This is a genomic window from Campylobacter sp. CH246, from assembly GCF_004378835.1.
Lineage (GTDB): Bacteria > Campylobacterota > Campylobacteria > Campylobacterales > Campylobacteraceae > Campylobacter_D > Campylobacter_D jejuni.
Window position 1 is genome coordinate 161,657 of record NZ_RYYA01000002.1, and the last position, 16,906, is coordinate 178,562.

Consider the following 16,906-nt stretch of genomic DNA (forward strand, 5'->3'; position numbering starts at 1 on the left):
ACTTCAAGGATCATATTGGATTTAATTTCTTTTTTTTTCTTCTGATGTTTTTCCAAGCCAACGTCTAAAAATTGGTATATAAGCTTGCCAATCACTATCTGTATTAAGATTTTTGGCTTTTTGTGTTCTATCTTTTGCTTTATCAGCATTCTCTGCTGCTGTTTCAATAGCTATAGCTATTTCACTGATTTTTTTATTAATAAATTTTTGAATATATTCTTCATCAAGGTTTTCAATATTTTGCAAAAAATCTTGATCTTTTTGTGTGATAAGTTCTAGCATCAGTTCTCCTTAGTTTGATTAAGTTTTTTGTATAATTTTTTAGTGATATTACAATTTTCAAATTCTTCAATTGCTGTTTCTACTTCTTGAGAACTTTGCTCTCTTATTTGGTTATCTTTTTTGATTTGTTGTATAGTTGCTAAAGTTTCGTTTTTTACAATATGATAAGCATCATTCAATGCAAACCAAGTTTTGGCAATTTTGTATTGTACTATCAAATTTTTTTGAGTTACAATTTGTATTTGTAAATTGCCAATTTTGGAATTGCTTCTCCACTTATCCATATAAAAAATAGCTATAGTGCTCAATACAGCACCACCAGCCGCTGAAATACATAAAGAAAGGGCATCCCCTATTGTTTCATCGGTAAAAGGGATAGGTAGTGACAAAAATACATTAAATCCAGGTATTGACAGCAGAAACTTGTGGATCATTTCACTTCCTAACATTGAAATTGCAGAAATCATCCCGCTAACAAAAATTTTCGATGCTTCAAAGTAAATTTCATCTTTTGGTATATTTTTAGGTGGATTAATAATGATTTTTACAGCTTGATATAGAGAAGTAAAGCCTGCACGTATGATTTGCACTATTTTTTTTAAAGTTGTAAAAATAGTGTTAATAATAAAAACCAACAAATTAGAAAAAAATGCTTGAATTCCTGCTTCTAAAGAACCTTTGAATATATCCTTCCATTTTGCCTTTATCTTTTCCCAAACTTTTTCCATTCTGCGTGCAAATCGTTTAAAAATTTCTTTAATATTTTCTTTTCCAAACTCTCTAAAGGTGGTTTTTAATTCAATAACAACAGCTTCAATAAAATCTTTTAAGACAACTCCAAAGGCAGAATAAACAAAGATTTTCATTGAATCTTTAGCACCTGTACTTAAAACTTCATTAGAATATTTGACAATTTTTTCTTTTATAACTTTCTTTTTTAGGTTTGATTTGGCTGTATTGTAAATTTTTTCAGCTTTTTTTTCATCGATTCCATATTTTTCAAAATTGGTTTTTCCTGTTTTTGGATCAATTTCTTTACCCCACTCCATAAGATCTCTATCACCTTTAGAAGCATTAGCACTTGCATCAAGCCACTTAAGATTGTCAGGGTGATTTGCTATTTCTGCCCTAATTGCATCATCTAAAAATAAATGCATATTAGGATCTCTATCAATTTCCTTTAAAGAAATAACATGATCTAGTTGCGCTTTATTCTTTCCAGCACCCCTTTCCATTTCTTCACCTGTGTATTCACTATGTACAATTTTTGGAGAATTATCTCTTATATTATCTTTTATTTTATCATAGTTTGAATCTCGTTTATAGCCTTGTTGATATTTTGTAAGCTTTTGTAAATCTTCTTCTGTTGCTACAATACCTTTTTCAAAGTTATGTAGTGTTGTTACATTCCCACCATCTTTTGCATTTAAGATTGTTGAAGCTAGTCCAAAATGCCCTGTCACAGCATCCATTGCATTTTTAGTGCATTGTTCAAAAAGTGTTTGGGTTTGCTGTTCGGGTAATTTTTCCATTAAATCTTCAAGTTCTTTAAGTGAATTTTCCAAACCTTTATCAATTTCTATTCTTAGACATTCTTTTTTAGATAAATTTTCCAACTCTTTTTCTAAATCCGCATAATTGGCTTTTAAATCCAATTCTTCTAAATGTATATAATTATTCATATTTTAATAATTCCTTGTTTTTAATTTTTGTATTTTATCAAATCCCCCCCCCCAGTCAAGGGGGAAGTGAAATTTTTAAGTTTTACGCCATAGCACTAGCGCTAAAATTGTGATTAAATATATAGCACAAAATATTATATTATAAGGATAAGGTTGCATAGAAAGAAAAATAAGTATCGCTATGCCAACAAAAACCATAAACACTATAAAATACAAACTACACATCAACACTATAGCAACAAAGCCGGCTATAAGACTTAAAATTCCAAGTATTATTCCCATTGTTTATTCCACATAGGAGAACTCCACACAGAAGGAAAAATATACTGAGGAAAAGTTTGAAATTTTGTTTGCAGATAAAATCTCTGTGTTTTTCTCTCCATACTTTCGCTTATCATTTTTACAACCGCTAAGTCATTTTTTTCGCTTTGTGTTTCCAAAAAAGCACTTAAGCATTCAAATTTTTTAGCATAGTCGATCACTTTTATCATTTGATCTTTATAAGATGACAAAAGAAATTCTGTTTTATGATTATTTTTAGAGGTAAAATTTTGCTCAAATTCTAAAAATTCCTTAGAATTAAAATATTTTGAAAAGCCGCTATAACACTCCATGCATTCGCAAAGAAATTCTTGAATTTGATTTTTCTTTTGTTCGATTTCAAGCTCTCTTTTGAGTTTGTATTCTTCGGTATTGATCATATCTTTACAGCTTGGAACAATAGCATGTGTATCAAATTTTCTTTCTGGCTTGGATAATTTTTCGTATAATTTTTTTATGCCATATCCTGTAGCTGTAAGAGCTATACTACCAAATGCGATTTGTTTTAACATTTTCTCTCCTTGTTTTAAAATAACAAAGAAAGTATAAAACACCCTTGCGACAGGTTGTGTCGTAAAAAATAACTTTAAAATATTAAAAACTTATTTTATTAAAGCTAGCCTGTAAATTCAGTAGTTTCATAGCCTATAGGTTTATCTACAAAACAAGATTTTTCTTTTAAAAATACAACTTCTATAGTTCCAACAGGTCCATTTCTATTTTTTCCAACAATAATTTCAGCATTTTCTTGCATAGGATTTGGTATAAAAAGCCTTTGATAAGCTTTGCCTTCAGCTTTAGCTTTATTCTCTCTTTCTTTTTCTTCTTGTTCTCTATAAACCTCATCGCGATATACAAACAAAATAGCATCCGCATCTTGCTCTATAGCTCCACTTTCTCGCAAATCACTCATCAAAGGACGCTTATTTGCCCTTTGCTCTAAGCCACGATTAAGTTGTGAAAGTGCGATAATAGGCATATCAAGCTCCCTAGCCAAAAGCTTAAGTCCTCTTGAAATTTCACTAACTTGCAAATGTCTATCATTAAAATTTGAATTACTCATCATAAGCCCTATATAGTCAATCACACAAAGTCCTATACTTTCATCTTGAGATTTTAAACGCCTTAAAATAGCCCTTACATCAGCGATAGTTGCATAACCACTATCGTAAATATATAATTTCTTTTGACTATAATCATTGCAAGCATCTCCTAAACGCTCCCATTCATCATCGTTTAAATCTGCAGTTAAAATTTTTTGCAAAGGAATAGAAGTTTTAGAAGATAGCATTCTTTGCATGATTTGAGTTGCAGGCATTTCAAGAGAAAATAAAGCCACGCCTTTTTTTTGTCTTAAAACCTTATCAATGAAATTTAAACAAAGAGTTGTCTTTCCCATACCTGGACGCGCGGCGATTATTATAAGTTCACCCCCTTTAAAGCCTTTTGTCATTTTATTTAGACCTTCAAAACCTGTATCAAGCCCTATAATACCTTTATTTTCTAAAGTTTTTTGCTTTTTAAATTCTTCAAAAAGTTCTGATATTACCATATCAACATCTTTAATATCTCTAGAATTCACACGATTTGTAATGCTAAAAATTTCTTTACCAATTTCATCTGCGATTTCACTTACAGCACGATCTTCATTGATACGAGTTGGCAAAAGATGTGCAAAACTCAAGAGTTGTCTTTTTACGGACTTTTCGTGAAGTTCATTTACATAAGCAGGCAAATCTATCATAGAAGGAGTGGCAAGAATTTCTGCTAAAATTTGCTCATCTATTTTTTTATGTTTTCTTAAAAAACTTACAGAAATGGGCTCTTTGTTATTACTACAAGCTATAACCGCTTTAAAAATATCTTGGTGAGCTTTAAGACTAAAATCTTTTGGGCTAATATCACCTGCTATACTAGCATAAGCTTCTTCACTCATGATACAACTGCTTAAAATAGCTCGTTCTAAATCCAAGTCATAATACTCTTGCTGCACTAAATTTCCTTATAAGTATAAATTAATTCTAAAAATTCTATCTAAAAAAACTTAAATTATAAAACTTAATTTTTTTATAAATATTTAAAGTAATATTAGTTACAATTATAAATGTAATTTAATTACAAACAACAAACATTTCAAGGAGAACATTTGAAAAAATATTTATTTTCCTGTGTTTTAGCCTCCATTTTAACCCAATCAGCTACGGCTGTAGAATTTCAAGAAGGTTTTAGTGGAAATTTAAGCATAGGTGTGGGTGCAAGGGATATTAAAAGTAATATTTCAACCTTGGCAAACAGCGATTATCTAAGCAGTTACAATGCTGATAATTCAAACTCCTCTTTCATTCCTTTTATCGGTGTAGAACTTTACTATGGTAATCTTATAGATAATGATAGAATTTTTATTAAAAACTACAATGGAAGAGATATCAGCGGTATAGCTTTAGGCTACGAAAGAGCTTATTTAGAGCGTTTTAGCACTTCTTTTTCTGTGATTTCCTCTTTAAGAGAAAAAGCTTATGCAAATCCTTATGCAATAGGAAATAGAGAAGAAACTGATGTTGATAGATATGGTTTTAAAATCTCTCAACTTTATGAAAGTGATTTTGGGAAATTTACCACTTCATATTTATTTAGCAAAAACAAATATGATAAAGACACTATCGCACAAAGCTCTTTAAAAAGGGAGGGATATTATCACGAAATTGAATTAAACTATAATTATAGCTTATTAAACCTAGGACTAAATTATGATTACAATGATGCAGACGGAAAAGCTCAAAGCTATTCAAGATATGGTTTTAGTATAGGAACAAATTTGGCTTTTGCTAATGATTACATCTTCACTCCACATTTAAATCTTAGCAAATATGAAGCAGTAGGAACTGATCCTATCTTCCACAAAAAACAAGATGGTAATATAGTTAAGCTTAATCTAAAAGTTGTTAAAAATCAATTTTTGGGTTATAACGGACTTTATGGTTTTGCAAATTATGGCATAGAAAAAAGAAATAGCAATATAGGATTTTATGATGAAACCTATCAAATTATCCTAACTGGTATAGGATATAAATTCTAAAAAATTATAAAAAAAGCTCCTTTGATAAAATTTAAAAAAGATCTATCTCCTATAAAGATAGATCTTTAAAAATTCTTTTAAGAAAAATCCAAGCTAAAATCAAAACACAAAATTCAGCAAAAAATGGACTTAGCCATACTCCATTTAAACCTATAAAATAAGATAAAAGCAAAAGAAAAAACAAAGGTATAAATAAATTTTGCGCCAAACTTAAAACCAAAGAAAAGCTTGCCTTATTAAAAGCTGTCAAAAAAGAACCACTTAGAACATTAAACCATGCAAAAAAATAATTAAAAGCAAAAAGCATCAAAGCTGTATAAGCAAAAGTTTTAAATTCTTGATTGTTTTCTTTTGTAAAAAGCGTGATTAAATTTTCTCCAAATATCAATATAAGCACTATAGAGAATAAAGATAAAAATCCCCCTGCAAAAAATACCACTTTTACAATAGCTTTGATTCTTGAAAAATCTTTTTTAGCATAGTTGTAACTAAGCGCAGGCTGCATTGCATCACCCATAGCAATAATAAGCATTATAATAAAACTATCAATATATAAAACTATAGAAAAGGCTGCCACGGCTTGAGTATCAGAAATTTTTAATAAAACAAAATTTGCAAAAATACTATATAAAGATCCTGAAATATTGCCAAAAAACTCACTGCTTCCGTTATAAAGAATATTTTTAAAAATTTTTAAATTCATGTATAGGCTTGAAATTTTAAGCTCTAAATTTTGAAACAAGAAAGGAAAAATTCCAAAAATACCACCTAAAACAAGTCCCAAACAAGTTGCAAGAGCAGCTGAAAATAAGCCCCAACCCAACTCGACTATAAAAATATAATCAAGCACTATATTGCTTAATGCTATAATCACATTCATTACCATACTATAAGCAGTTTTTCCGCAAATTCTTAAATAATTATCCAAAGCAAAAGAAAGCATAGTAAAAGGTGCAAACAAAGCAAAAACAAACATACATTCTTTAGTCATCGTTTTAATCTCATCGCTAACATTTAAACAATCAATCAAAACAGGTCCTAAAAAATACTCCAAAATTCCGATAAAACAAGAGATTATAAAGATAATCAACATACTTGAGCTAAATATCTTTCTAGCTAAATTCTTCTTGCCTAAACCTAAATGCATAGAAATTTGCACTGCTGATCCTATGGCTATCATATCAGCCAAAGCAAAAGACATCATGATAAAGGGAATAATCAAGGCTAGTGCCGCTAAAGCATCACTTCCTAGATATTTTCCAACAAAAATTCCATCAACTATATAATAAAAAGAAATAAAAGCCATGCTTATAACATTTGGCACGGCACATTTTACAAAAAGCCTAAAAGGGCTTAAGGTGCTAAAAATACTTGACATAATAATCCTTAAAATATTTAAAATTAAAAATATTTTAAACCGCTAATAAAATGCCAAAAGTCCTAGTATGTAAGAATTTAAATAAAGTAATTTCGCAATAAGTTTATTAATATTTATTTTATTTTGCATATGAATTTTCTAGATTAAACTAAAATAAAAATTTAGCCCAAAGGCTAAATTTTAAAGCACAGAAAGAATTTTCACAGCGTCATTTAACCCTGTAACTATACTTGCTCCATTTTTAGTAGCAATATCTCCTGCTACAAAGATGCCTTTAACATTGCTTTGTTTGTTTTCATCCATTAAAGGCACGCCTTTATCATCAACATTAATCCCACATTTTTGTAAAAAATCAAGTGGAGTAGAACCACCAATAGCATAAATGATTCTATCATAAATATCGCTTGTACCATCGGTAAAATTTACTTTAGCTTTGCCATTATCATCTTCTACTTCATTAATATCAATTCCTAATTTTAACTCTACCTTACCCGAATTTCCAGCTTCGTGAATATCTTTAAGATTTATATCATTTAATCTTGTAAATTCTTTTTTACGATAACAAAGGCTAACTTGATTTGAATTTGCCAAATCCACAGCGTATTCTGCTGCTGAATTTCCGCCACCTACAACAAGAATTTTTTCATTTCCCAAAACTGAATTGGCATTAAAATTAATGATTTTTGTTAAAGTCATAGGAAGTTTGTAATCAGGTTTATTAGGTTTACCCATTCTACCTATAGCAACAATAATGTTTTTACACTCATAAACACCTTTAGCTGTACTTACTAAAAAAACTCCATTTTCATTTTTAACGCTCTCAACTTCAGAACCAAATTCAACTTCTATATTTTGCTCTTTTAAAGCGTTTTGAAAAGTTTCTATAGTGCTTTCTTTGGTGCCATCTTCAAAAGGAACATGTCCGTGATTGGTTCCTTCGCATCCCTTATAAGCTTTATCTACTCTTTTGCCATCCTTATAAAATTGCATTAAAGTTTGACAAATGTTATTTGATTTTTCTAGTATCAAAACTTCTTTGTTTTTAAGCTTGGCTTCAACTGCACAGCCTATCCCTGTTGGACCTGCACCTACTACAATTAAATCTATTTTTTTCATTTATATTTACCTTTCAATTCTAAATTTTTTTGTATAATTTATCAAGTTTTTTGTAAATAAAGGATTAAAAATGCGAAATTTGCTTGAAAATATTAAGAAAAATTCTCAAAAACTACTTAACTTAACACCCAAAGATAAAGAAAAAATTATTCTAAAATTAGCTCAAATTTTAAGAGAAAATTTCAAAATTATCCTAGAAGCAAATAAAAAAGATATGGCAAATTTCACAAAAAGCAGAGCAATGAAAGATAGGCTTTTGCTAGATGAAAAACGTATTTTAGCTCTTTGCGAAGGCCTAGAAAAAATCGCTTACATCGAAGATCCTATAGGCAAAATTTCTAAAGGCTGGAAAAATTATGCGGGTTTGAGCATACAAAAGATGAGCATTCCTTTAGGACTCATTTGTGTTATTTATGAAGCAAGGCCTAGTCTTAGCGCTGAAATCGCAGCTTTAATGATAAAAAGTTCCAATGCTTGTGTATTTAAAGGCGGAAGTGAAGCAAAATTTACAAATAAAGCCATATTTACTCTTGTTAATAAAGCACTTAAGGAATTTGATTTGCAAGATTGTTTTGCTATGTTTACCCAAAGAGATGAAATCTTGCAAATTCTAGCCTTTGATGATTTAATCGATGTGATCATACCTCGCGGAAGTTCAAATATGATACAAGAAATTGCAAACAATACCAAAATTCCTCTCATTAAGCAAAATAAAGGCTTGTGTCATGCTTTTGTAGATCAAAGTGCTAACTTAGATATGGCTTTAAAAATAATCCTTAATGCAAAGTGTCAAAGAGTAAGTGTTTGTAACGCTTTAGAAACGCTTTTAATCCATGAAAAAATTGCTAAAAATTTTATAAGTCTTTTAATACCTGAATTTGAAAAATTTAAGGTAAAAATTCACGCCCATGAAAATGCTTTGACTTATTTTAACAACTCAAATTTAGAAATTTTTAAAGCAAATGAAAATACCTTTGATACAGAATGGCTTGATTTTGCTTTAAGTGTAAAATTAGTAAAAGATTGCGATGAAGCTATAGAGCATATCAATAAACACAGCTCCTTGCACTCTGAAACCATTATCTCAAATGATGCTTCAAATATCGCTAAATTTCAACGCCTTATAAACTCATCTTGTATTTATGCTAATGCTTCAACGCGTTTTAGCGATGGAGGAGAATTTGGCTTTGGTGGAGAAGTTGGAATTTCAACCAACAAATTGCATGCAAGAGGTCCTATGGGGATTGAAGATATTTGCACTTATAAATATATAATCAATGGGGAAGGACAAATTCGAGAGTGAATAAAATAGAAATACTAAAGCAACACTTTAAAGAAATTGCTAAATTAAATTCAAGCGAACAAGTTTGGCAAATGCCTTTTTTTGCGGCTTTAGGCGTGGGTATAGTTTTAGGGCTTAGTGTATTTTTTGGAAAATTAAACTATGGACTCATTGCCATGATAGGAGCTTTGTCTTTTTTATATGTTCCAAACACTCCTTTATATCATAGAATGGCTGTTGTGATGTGCTGTTCTTTTGGCATAGTTTCTAGTTTTTTCTTAGGAATTTTAACTCATTTTTTGCCTGCAATTTTTGCCTTCATCCCTATAGGAATTATGGCCATGGGAAGTTCTATTTTAATTAGATACTATAACATTGGTGCACCTGGATATTTTTTCTTTGTATTTTCTTGTATTTTAGGAGCTTATTCTCCTTTTGAAGCTAAGGATTTTATCTTTTTAGTAGGTCTTGTTTTTCTTGGAGCAATGGTAGCTAATTTAATGGCTTTGTTATATTCTATCGTTGTGATTTATGGATTTAAAAATGCTTTACCTAGCGAAATTCCACCTAGAGAATACATAGGTTTTGATGCAGTTTTTGTGGATTCTTTGATCATGGGTTCTTTTGTGGCTTTTTCTATATTTATAGGAACTTTTTTAGAACTTGAAAGAAGTTATTGGATAGCCATTTCTTGCACAGCTATTATGCAAGGTGTAACTTTAAATTCTATATGGATTAAACAAATTCAACGCATCATAGGAACGGCCTTAGGAGTATGTTTTGCATGGTGGCTTTTATCTAAACAATTTCACGATATAGAGCTTATTTTACTTATGATGTCTTTGTTTTTTATAGGACAATTTTTAATCAATCGAAACTATGCTTTAGCTATGATTTTCTTTACTCCTTATGCTACTTATCTTTCGGAAGCAGCTAATTTTATGAGTGAAAATGCAGATAAATTAATACTCGCTCGTTTAATTGATGTTGTAATAGGAAGCATTTTAGGGCTTTTAGGTGGTTTTGTGATTTACAAACCTTATCTAAGAATGCATTTTGAACGCATTGCAAAATACATCTTTAGGATAAAACAAAAAGCTTAAAAGCCAAATAAAGCACAAGCATTATCCCCTAAAATTTGCTCTTGTTCTTTTCTAGATACGACAACTTCATTAAAAGCCACTAGAGCCGATGAAAAATTAATATTTGCTTCAAAATTTGTATGTGGCCAATCGCTTCCAAAAACAAAATTGCTAAGTGGAAAATGTTCTTTTAAAATTTCATATATTTTCTTTGCAAATTTTACAGCTTGTTCATTATTAGCATAGTCTATTTTTGCTCTATAAAAACCGCTAATTTTAAAAAATATTCTAGAGTTTTTTAAGCAAATTAAATCCTCTAAATTTGTTAAGTTTGCATTAGCTCTTGCTAAATGATCGATAACAATATTACAACCATAAGGAATTAAATTTTCAACAATATCAACAAGATTATTATCTAAATCTCTTTGAATTTCTATTTGCATTTTAAGCTTACTTAAATTTTCAAAAAATTGAGTCCAAACCATACTTTTAAAATTTGGCAATTCTTTGCCAATTAAATTTAATCTAACTCCACAAGCTTTTCTTTCTTTTAGTTTTTTAAGCTCATCAAATTTAATACCTTCATCAACCACAACTATAGCTTTTATATTTTCATCTTTTTCGATACTCTGAAGCAAAAATTCATTATCAACACCTAAAAAACTTGGCTGAACTAAAACCCCTTTATCAAAATCATAATGATCTAAATTTGCTTTATAATCTTTAAAACTAGCGTCATAATCAGGCTTATATCTTGCATTTGCAACCGTATTTAACTTTTTCAAAAATATATGTGCGTGAGTATCAATCTTCATTCAATTATCCTTATAAAATAAAACTCATTATAATAGTAGCTAAAATCGCCGCTATAAATCCTATAGGCACAGCTTTAATAAGCAAATCTTTAAATAATTTTTCCTTATATTTATCAGGACAAGATCCTAAAATTAAACTTCCTCCAGAAGAAAAAGGAGAAATAGCAGAAGCTTGAGCCCCTACAACAATACAAGAAAAAAGCAATACCTCGCTTAATCCACTACTTGCAGCAATGCTTGGAACTATAGGAAAAAGCGCTGGAGTAACCACGCCCAAAGTGCTTGAAAAAAGCGACATAAAAGCTGCAATAGCACACATTATTAACGGAATAAAAATCACATTGATCTCATTTTCTACAAGATCTGAAAATAATTTTATAGCCCCTGCTTCAACCGCTATGCTAATTAACATCCCTACTCCACAAATCATTATCAAGGTTCCCCAAGGAATTAAAGCAACAACTTGTTTCTCATCAGCTAATTTTAAAAATAAAGCAATGGCAACAAAAATCATGGCTATCATAGCTATATCTATTTTTTTATTAAAATAACTAATTGTCTCATTATGTGGAAAAATAATATTTAGCACAGGAAAGATTAAAACAACAACAATCATCATAAACATAAGAATTAAAGTAGTTTTTTGTTTATAATCAAATGAATCAGGTTTTGAAATAACACTGATTTTTATATTATTTTTAAAAGCATTAAACACAAAAAAAGATAATATCACAATAGGCAAAATTATAGTAAAAGCAAAAATAATACTAGAATTTACAAAAGCTTCATTTGCTTCAATGCCTGAATTTTCCATCAATCCTCGAAAAATAATCCCACTTTGAGAAGTCATAAAATTTGCTCCTCCCAAAGCACCATAGTTTATAGCCATAGCTCCAGCAATTTTGCTTAAACCGATTTTATCGCAAAGTAAAAAAGTAAGTGGTGCCATAAAAGCTAAAACCGTATAAAAACCTGCTCCTAAAGCAGCTATAATAGCACTAACCACAAAAATAACAAAAGGAAGCAAATAAGGATGATTAGCAAAACGATACATCAAATGTCCAGCTAATTTTTCAAGAGTTCCATTTACGGTTGCAAAATTATAAAACAATGAAACAGCAAAAATAACAAAAAATATAGAAATAGGCCAAAAAGCTATGATTTTTTTAGGAGCTAAATCCATAAAAAAAGCTCCTATAATATAAGCAAAAATCATAGCAAAAATTCCAACATTATGTCTAGTAATATAGCCCAAAATAATAGCCACTATAATACTAGAGATGATTAAAAAAACCATTATCATCCTTTAAAATATTATAGGGCTTATAATATCAAAAAATATATTTTTCAAAGCATAAAAACAAAATCTAAATTTAAAAAATATCTATTTAGTAACAAATTTACTCATCTTATGAAATTTTTATAAAATATCCACATCCATAGCAAGCAAAGCAAAGCTTCCTAGCCAATGCGACCCAAGATAATCATCTTCTATATGAGCTATGGCTTTATCAAAATGCTCTGTAGCATTGTTTCTTAAAAGAATTTTTAAATTTTCATCGCAAAAATTTGAAAGTATTTTAAAACACCAAGCACGACTTAAATTTAGCCCATCTAGATGTGCTATTTTACCATCGCTCCTATCACTCACACTCACAGGGGTAAATAAAGTTGCAGGCTCTTTTGCTTCTAAATTTGGCAAATATGCTTTAAAAAATTTTACAAAATCATTTTTAGGTAAAACAGCACTTAAAAGCACCGCTTCCATCAAAACAGGAGATAAAAACTCATCTCCACAAGGCTCTAAGGCTTGCATATTTTTATCATTTAAAAACCACTTTTTAGCACTTTGGATGATGCAATACTCCAATTCTTGATCTTTTTTAAATCTTGCATATTCTAAAGCAAAATACAAAGCAAAAGAGCTATTAAAATGAGTTCCAACTCGTATAGGATAATCCATCTTAGGCAAAAACTCCTTAAATTCTTTAACAAAAAAATCAGCTATGCCTTCTAAATTTTTAGCCCAAATTTCAGCTTTGTAATTTTCTTTGGCAAGTAAATTTATCTCCAAAGCCAGTTTTAAAAACCATCCCCATCCATAAGGTCTTTCAAAACCTTTGTGTGCAGGGTTTTGAAGATACTTAAGCTCTCCTTCTGCTTTTTCTTTGCTAAATTGAGAATCTAAGGCTTTGATGATTTCATCCTTTGGGGCAAAATGAGAAAAATCTTTTAAAATTTTCACCAAAAGCCAGTGAGAATGCACGCTAGAATGCCAATCATAAGAACCATAAAATATAGGATACATAAGTTTTGGCGGTTTAATATCATTGATATCATTAAAAGAATGTGTGATTTTATTTGGCAATTCTCTAAAAATATTTTCTAGTGCAATAAAGCTAAATTGTTTTATAAATTTTTCCATTGTTTCTCCTTAAAATCTAAAAGCTAAAAAATACATTAAAAAGATATTAGCTACAAGCAAAACAAGTCCTGACATAAACTGGGCTTTAATTACGCCATTTTTATCATCTAAATTTAAAAGTGCCGCAGGAACTATATTAAAATTTGCAGCCATAGGCGTCATTAAAGTTCCGCAAAATCCACTAAGCATTCCAATCGCTCCTATAATAGCAGGATTTGCATGCATTTGTATGATTAAAATCGGCAAAGCAATAGCAGCAGTAATCACAGGAAAAGCTGCAAAAGCATTACCCATTACTATAGTAAAAAGCGCCATAGCAATACAATACACAGCTACTGCAATAAAAGCATTATCTAAACTAATATAACTAGATAAAAGTTTAGATACTTGATCGCCCATTCCCGTAGAAACAAAAACTACTCCAAGTGTAGCCAAAATTTGCGGTAAAAGCGCCGCCCAACTAATGTGATCCATAGTATGTGCTGCATCCTTAACGGCTCTTTTAGGAGAAGCCTTAAACATAAAACAAGCAACCACTGAAGAAATAATTATACCTATAATCAAAGCCATCAATGTAGCATTTTTATTTTCAAAAAAACTCAAATAGGGAAATAAAAAAGTCCCAATAAGTGTAATCAAAGGAACCATTAAAGCAGGAATAAAAAGTTTATTTTTATAAATATTTGCATGTTTTATCTCGTATTCTTTTTCTTCTTTACTAACTTCAATCTTTGCTGGTTTTAATAAATTAAATCCTGCTATAAGTGCTAGTAAAATCACTATACAACCCATCACAAAATGAGGCAAAACTCCTGCTAGTAAAAAAGTAAAACTATAACTTATCCAAAATACCCCGCCGCTTATTCTTGATTTTATATCTTTAGCTTGATTAGAAAAACTTAAAATTCCAAAAACTAAAAATAAAATTCCTACAATATAATAAAGCAAATCAAGACTTATCATCACTCAACCCTTTATAAGTTTTTTCTAATCTTTTATCAAATAAATAAAGTCTAGAACAATGGATAATTAAAGCCAAAATTCCAGTTGGTATAGCCCAAACTGATAAATGCAATGGCTCAACAATAATACCATTGCTCTCATAAAAAGCTTTAATAAATAAAATAGAATGCACGGCTATAAAAATATCCTCTCCAAAAAATACAGCAACATTATCCGTTCCCGCAGAAAAAGCTTTGATTTTTTGACTATCTTTATGTGTTAAGTTTTTAAATTTAAGCTTAGCTGCAGCTTCTGCCATAGGGGCTATTAAAGGTCTTATCATCTGTGCATGTCCGCCTAAAGATAAAAGCCCTAAAGCTGCAGTAACTTGTCTAAAAACAAAATAACACATTAAAATTCGTCCTGTACTGGCAACTTTTATTTTGGATATTAAATTTTTAGCCTGCTCTCTTAAGCCTTTGCGTTCCAAAACAGCAAGTAAAGGTAAAATAAGCCAAATTATAGCAACATAGCGATTATCTACAAAAGATTTTCCTATATCACTAACAACCTTAACAAAATCAAAACCTGAAACAAGTCCAGTATAAATTCCAACTGAAGTTACCACTAAAAAGGGGTTAATCTTTAAAGCAAAACCTAAAACAATCAAAGGTATAGAAGCAAGAAGTAACCATTCCATCAACCATCTCCACAATATGAATTAGAAATATTATAGAAATTTTAAATTAAAGAAAAGTTTAAAAAAATATTTTTAAGAATGGAATGAGAAATTAAGTAACAAAATAAATTTTATATAAATTTAAAAAAGCCTTGGAATAGTCCAAAAGCTTTTTTTTGTATTATTTGTTCGCTCTTTCTATATACTCACCACGCACAGTATCAACGCGTATAACTTCACCTTCTAACACATGAAAAGGAATTTGCACTACTGCGCCTGTTTCCAATGTAGCCGGTTTTTTATTTGATCCTTGAGTATCACCCTTAAAATTTGGAGCTGTTTCGATGATTTTGAGTTCAACAACTTGTGGAACTTCTACGCCGATAGCTTTACCATTATGGAAAAGCACATCTACCATCATACCATCAAGCATCCATTTTTTCGCCTCACCTACATCATCATCACTAATAGCTACTTGTTCATATGTTTGTGTATCCATAAATTGGCAATTTTCACCATCATCATAAAGATACTGCATAGTTTTATCTTCTAAATTTGGAGCTTCACATTTATCACCTGCATGGAAAGTTTTTTCAAGTACTTTACCATCAATAAAAGATTTGATTTTAATACGCACAAAAGCAGGACCTTTGCCTGGTTTTACATGCTGATACTCAACTATTTTAAAAGGAATTCCATCGATTTCTATTTTAAGTCCCTTTTTTAAATCACCCATTGAATAAGATGCCATAAATTTCCTTTGTTAAAAAATAAAAAATAATTTTATCAAATTTTGATTGATATCACAATAAAATTATTTTATTTGATGAAAAAATAAGTAAAATTACGTTAAAATCCAAATTTAAAGCATAGTAAATGCTCGCTTCTTTTTAGGAGAGGAAAGTCCGAGCTGCTAAAGACAAACATTCCATCTAACAGATGGCTAGGGTAACCTAAGGGATAGTGCAACAGAAAGAAAACTACCACGCAAGTGGAAAAGGTGAAACGGCGGGGTAAAAGCCCACCAGCGATTTTGGTAACAATTTCGGCTATGTAAACCCAATGTGCAGCAAGAAGGGATGGTTAGCGTCTTTGTTTTAACCCTTCGCTTGATTTTGTTTGCAAAAACAAAACTAGATAAATGAGCATTCAAGACAGAACTCGGCTTATCGCTATGCTTTTTTAAGATTTAAAATATGTCAACGCTTTTTGAAATTTTTGAATTTCAACAGCTTTTGTTTTTTTCTTTTGTTCAATCAGTATAACAGCTTCTTGCAAAAGAGCTTGAACTTGATAGAATACATCATTTGCATTTTCTTTTAAAAAATCTTCTGAAGGCGATTCTTTGGCTAAATTTTTAATAAAAGTTTTCATATCAAGTTCATCAAGTAAATTTTCAAGTTTATTGACATCTTCTTGGATTAATGCAAGTTTAAAATCACTGAGCCACTGTTTCATTGTTATGCACTTCTCTCCAAGCTTCTAGCAAACCTTTGGTTACATTTATAACTTCATTGATTCTATCTTCGTTATTTTCTAAATTTGCCAAAGATAAAAGTTGAATTTCTCTTGTATAAAGCCCGCTTAAATAATGTGCCACTTCTCCGCCTTTTTCATAGTTTAAAGTATTAATAAGCTCTATAAAAATAGCCGTGGTTCTTTTTACAAAATACACTCTTTGTTCTATATCTTCATTTCTTATGGCTACTTTAGCTCTTGCACAAAAACGCAAAATTCCCTCATAAAGCATTTCAATAAGTTTTTGCGGAGACTCTATCCCCACTTGATTTTGAGAATAAGCATTATAGGCTAAATTATTTTGCATC

At 30.2% G+C, this 16,906-nt stretch carries 18 protein-coding genes and 1 other RNA gene; 4 read left to right on the forward strand and 15 right to left on the reverse strand.

All coding sequences use genetic code 11. The features are described from left to right. Positions 1-21 precede the first annotated feature (21 nt). From ELQ06_RS08690 to ELQ06_RS02490, 5 genes are all read right to left on the reverse strand, one after another. Positions 22-282 carry a hypothetical protein gene (locus tag ELQ06_RS08690; RefSeq protein ID WP_208335024.1) on the reverse strand — a complete coding sequence of 87 codons (261 nt, stop codon included), beginning with the start codon at positions 280-282 and terminating at the stop codon, positions 22-24. Continuing rightward, on the reverse strand, positions 282-1,964 hold the full coding sequence (locus ELQ06_RS08905) for a hypothetical protein (protein ID WP_052797793.1): 1,683 nt from the start codon (positions 1,962-1,964) through the stop codon (positions 282-284). The genes ELQ06_RS08690 and ELQ06_RS08905 overlap by 1 nt, the downstream gene beginning before the upstream one ends. A 75-nt stretch (positions 1,965-2,039) precedes the next feature. After that, positions 2,040-2,246 (reverse strand): hypothetical protein, encoded by a 207-nt coding sequence (locus ELQ06_RS02480; RefSeq protein WP_002856950.1) that lies wholly within the window; start codon positions 2,244-2,246, stop codon positions 2,040-2,042. Continuing rightward, positions 2,237-2,839, reverse strand: a complete 603-nt coding sequence (locus ELQ06_RS02485) for a hypothetical protein (RefSeq protein WP_079460099.1) — start codon at positions 2,837-2,839, stop codon at positions 2,237-2,239. The genes ELQ06_RS02480 and ELQ06_RS02485 overlap by 10 nt, the downstream gene beginning before the upstream one ends. Positions 2,840-2,901: 62 nt before the next feature. Beyond that, the gene (locus ELQ06_RS02490) at positions 2,902-4,278 is read right to left on the reverse strand and encodes a replicative DNA helicase (RefSeq protein ID WP_002858532.1); all 1,377 of its coding nucleotides are present in this window, start codon (positions 4,276-4,278) and stop codon (positions 2,902-2,904) included. A gap of 153 nt (positions 4,279-4,431) precedes the next feature. Here ELQ06_RS02490 and ELQ06_RS02495 point away from each other — a divergent pair, with 153 nt between their 5' ends. Beyond that, a complete protein-coding gene (locus ELQ06_RS02495; protein ID WP_052797794.1) occupies positions 4,432-5,361 on the forward strand; it encodes a DUF2860 family protein in 930 nt (309 codons plus the stop codon). A 49-nt stretch (positions 5,362-5,410) separates the two neighbouring features. Here ELQ06_RS02495 and ELQ06_RS02500 read toward each other — a convergent pair whose 3' ends face one another. Both ELQ06_RS02500 and ELQ06_RS02505 read right to left on the reverse strand, forming a co-directional pair. Further along, positions 5,411-6,739, reverse strand: coding sequence for an MATE family efflux transporter (locus tag ELQ06_RS02500; protein WP_052797795.1), 1,329 nt, complete (start codon positions 6,737-6,739; stop codon positions 5,411-5,413). A 180-nt stretch (positions 6,740-6,919) separates the two neighbouring features. Continuing rightward, entirely contained in the window at positions 6,920-7,855 is a 936-nt protein-coding gene (locus tag ELQ06_RS02505; protein WP_052823847.1) for an NAD(P)-binding domain-containing protein, read from the reverse strand. Positions 7,856-7,925: 70 nt separating this feature from the next. Between ELQ06_RS02505 and ELQ06_RS02510 the strand changes: the two genes are divergently transcribed. Next, entirely contained in the window at positions 7,926-9,158 is a 1,233-nt protein-coding gene (locus tag ELQ06_RS02510; RefSeq protein WP_052797797.1) for a glutamate-5-semialdehyde dehydrogenase, read from the forward strand. Then, positions 9,155-10,240: an FUSC family protein gene (locus ELQ06_RS02515; protein ID WP_052797798.1), complete on the forward strand. Its 1,086-nt coding sequence runs from the start codon at positions 9,155-9,157 to the stop codon at positions 10,238-10,240. Before ELQ06_RS02510 ends, ELQ06_RS02515 begins: the two co-directional genes overlap by 4 nt. Here the strand turns inward: ELQ06_RS02515 and ELQ06_RS02520 are convergent. From ELQ06_RS02520 to efp, 6 genes are all read right to left on the reverse strand, one after another. Beyond that, positions 10,237-11,034: an amidohydrolase gene (locus tag ELQ06_RS02520; RefSeq protein WP_052797799.1), complete on the reverse strand. Its 798-nt coding sequence runs from the start codon at positions 11,032-11,034 to the stop codon at positions 10,237-10,239. The genes ELQ06_RS02515 and ELQ06_RS02520 overlap by 4 nt on opposite strands. Positions 11,035-11,044: 10 nt before the next feature. Beyond that, complete coding sequence (locus ELQ06_RS02525) at positions 11,045-12,337, reverse strand: SLC13 family permease (protein WP_079263919.1); 1,293 nt, start codon at positions 12,335-12,337, stop codon at positions 11,045-11,047. Between the two features lie 117 nt (positions 12,338-12,454). Further along, a complete protein-coding gene (locus tag ELQ06_RS02530; protein ID WP_002877604.1) occupies positions 12,455-13,459 on the reverse strand; it encodes a DUF2891 domain-containing protein in 1,005 nt (334 codons plus the stop codon). Positions 13,460-13,468: 9 nt separating this feature from the next. Continuing rightward, complete coding sequence (locus ELQ06_RS02535; protein ID WP_002858607.1) at positions 13,469-14,422, reverse strand: DUF979 domain-containing protein; 954 nt, start codon at positions 14,420-14,422, stop codon at positions 13,469-13,471. Then, positions 14,409-15,101: a DUF969 domain-containing protein gene (locus tag ELQ06_RS02540; protein WP_002877610.1), complete on the reverse strand. Its 693-nt coding sequence runs from the start codon at positions 15,099-15,101 to the stop codon at positions 14,409-14,411. The genes ELQ06_RS02535 and ELQ06_RS02540 overlap by 14 nt, the downstream gene beginning before the upstream one ends. A gap of 160 nt (positions 15,102-15,261) precedes the next feature. Next, complete coding sequence (gene efp / locus ELQ06_RS02545; protein WP_002855210.1) at positions 15,262-15,831, reverse strand: elongation factor P; 570 nt, start codon at positions 15,829-15,831, stop codon at positions 15,262-15,264. Between the two features lie 113 nt (positions 15,832-15,944). Here efp and rnpB point away from each other — a divergent pair. Then, positions 15,945-16,265: RNase P RNA component class A (gene rnpB, locus ELQ06_RS02550), an RNA gene on the forward strand. Here rnpB and ELQ06_RS02555 read toward each other — a convergent pair. Then, on the reverse strand, positions 16,263-16,538 hold the full coding sequence (locus ELQ06_RS02555) for a hypothetical protein (protein ID WP_002854794.1): 276 nt from the start codon (positions 16,536-16,538) through the stop codon (positions 16,263-16,265). The two genes, rnpB and ELQ06_RS02555, sit on opposite strands and share 3 nt — an antisense overlap. Then, the gene (gene fliS, locus ELQ06_RS02560; RefSeq protein WP_002776169.1) at positions 16,519-16,905 is read right to left on the reverse strand and encodes a flagellar export chaperone FliS; all 387 of its coding nucleotides are present in this window, start codon (positions 16,903-16,905) and stop codon (positions 16,519-16,521) included. The genes ELQ06_RS02555 and fliS overlap by 20 nt, the downstream gene beginning before the upstream one ends. Between the last annotated feature and the right edge of the window lies 1 nt (position 16,906).

Coding starts and splice junctions, on each gene's coding strand:
- efp (WP_002855210.1), bottom strand. CDS start 15,831: ATGGCATCTTATTCAATGGGTGATTTAAAAAAGGGACTTAAAATAGAA.
- ELQ06_RS02530 (WP_002877604.1), bottom strand. CDS start 13,459: ATGGAAAAATTTATAAAACAATTTAGCTTTATTGCACTAGAAAATATT.
- ELQ06_RS02525 (WP_079263919.1), bottom strand. CDS start 12,337: ATGATAATGGTTTTTTTAATCATCTCTAGTATTATAGTGGCTATTATT.
- ELQ06_RS02535 (WP_002858607.1), bottom strand. CDS start 14,422: ATGATAAGTCTTGATTTGCTTTATTATATTGTAGGAATTTTATTTTTA.
- ELQ06_RS02505 (WP_052823847.1), bottom strand. CDS start 7,855: ATGAAAAAAATAGATTTAATTGTAGTAGGTGCAGGTCCAACAGGGATA.
- ELQ06_RS02520 (WP_052797799.1), bottom strand. CDS start 11,034: ATGAAGATTGATACTCACGCACATATATTTTTGAAAAAGTTAAATACG.
- ELQ06_RS02500 (WP_052797795.1), bottom strand. CDS start 6,739: ATGTCAAGTATTTTTAGCACCTTAAGCCCTTTTAGGCTTTTTGTAAAA.
- ELQ06_RS02555 (WP_002854794.1), bottom strand. CDS start 16,538: ATGAAACAGTGGCTCAGTGATTTTAAACTTGCATTAATCCAAGAAGAT.
- ELQ06_RS02510 (WP_052797797.1), top strand. CDS start 7,926: ATGCGAAATTTGCTTGAAAATATTAAGAAAAATTCTCAAAAACTACTT.
- fliS (WP_002776169.1), bottom strand. CDS start 16,905: ATGCAAAATAATTTAGCCTATAATGCTTATTCTCAAAATCAAGTGGGG.
- ELQ06_RS08690 (WP_208335024.1), bottom strand. CDS start 282: ATGCTAGAACTTATCACACAAAAAGATCAAGATTTTTTGCAAAATATT.
- ELQ06_RS02540 (WP_002877610.1), bottom strand. CDS start 15,101: ATGGAATGGTTACTTCTTGCTTCTATACCTTTGATTGTTTTAGGTTTT.
- ELQ06_RS02480 (WP_002856950.1), bottom strand. CDS start 2,246: ATGGGAATAATACTTGGAATTTTAAGTCTTATAGCCGGCTTTGTTGCT.
- ELQ06_RS08905 (WP_052797793.1), bottom strand. CDS start 1,964: ATGAATAATTATATACATTTAGAAGAATTGGATTTAAAAGCCAATTAT.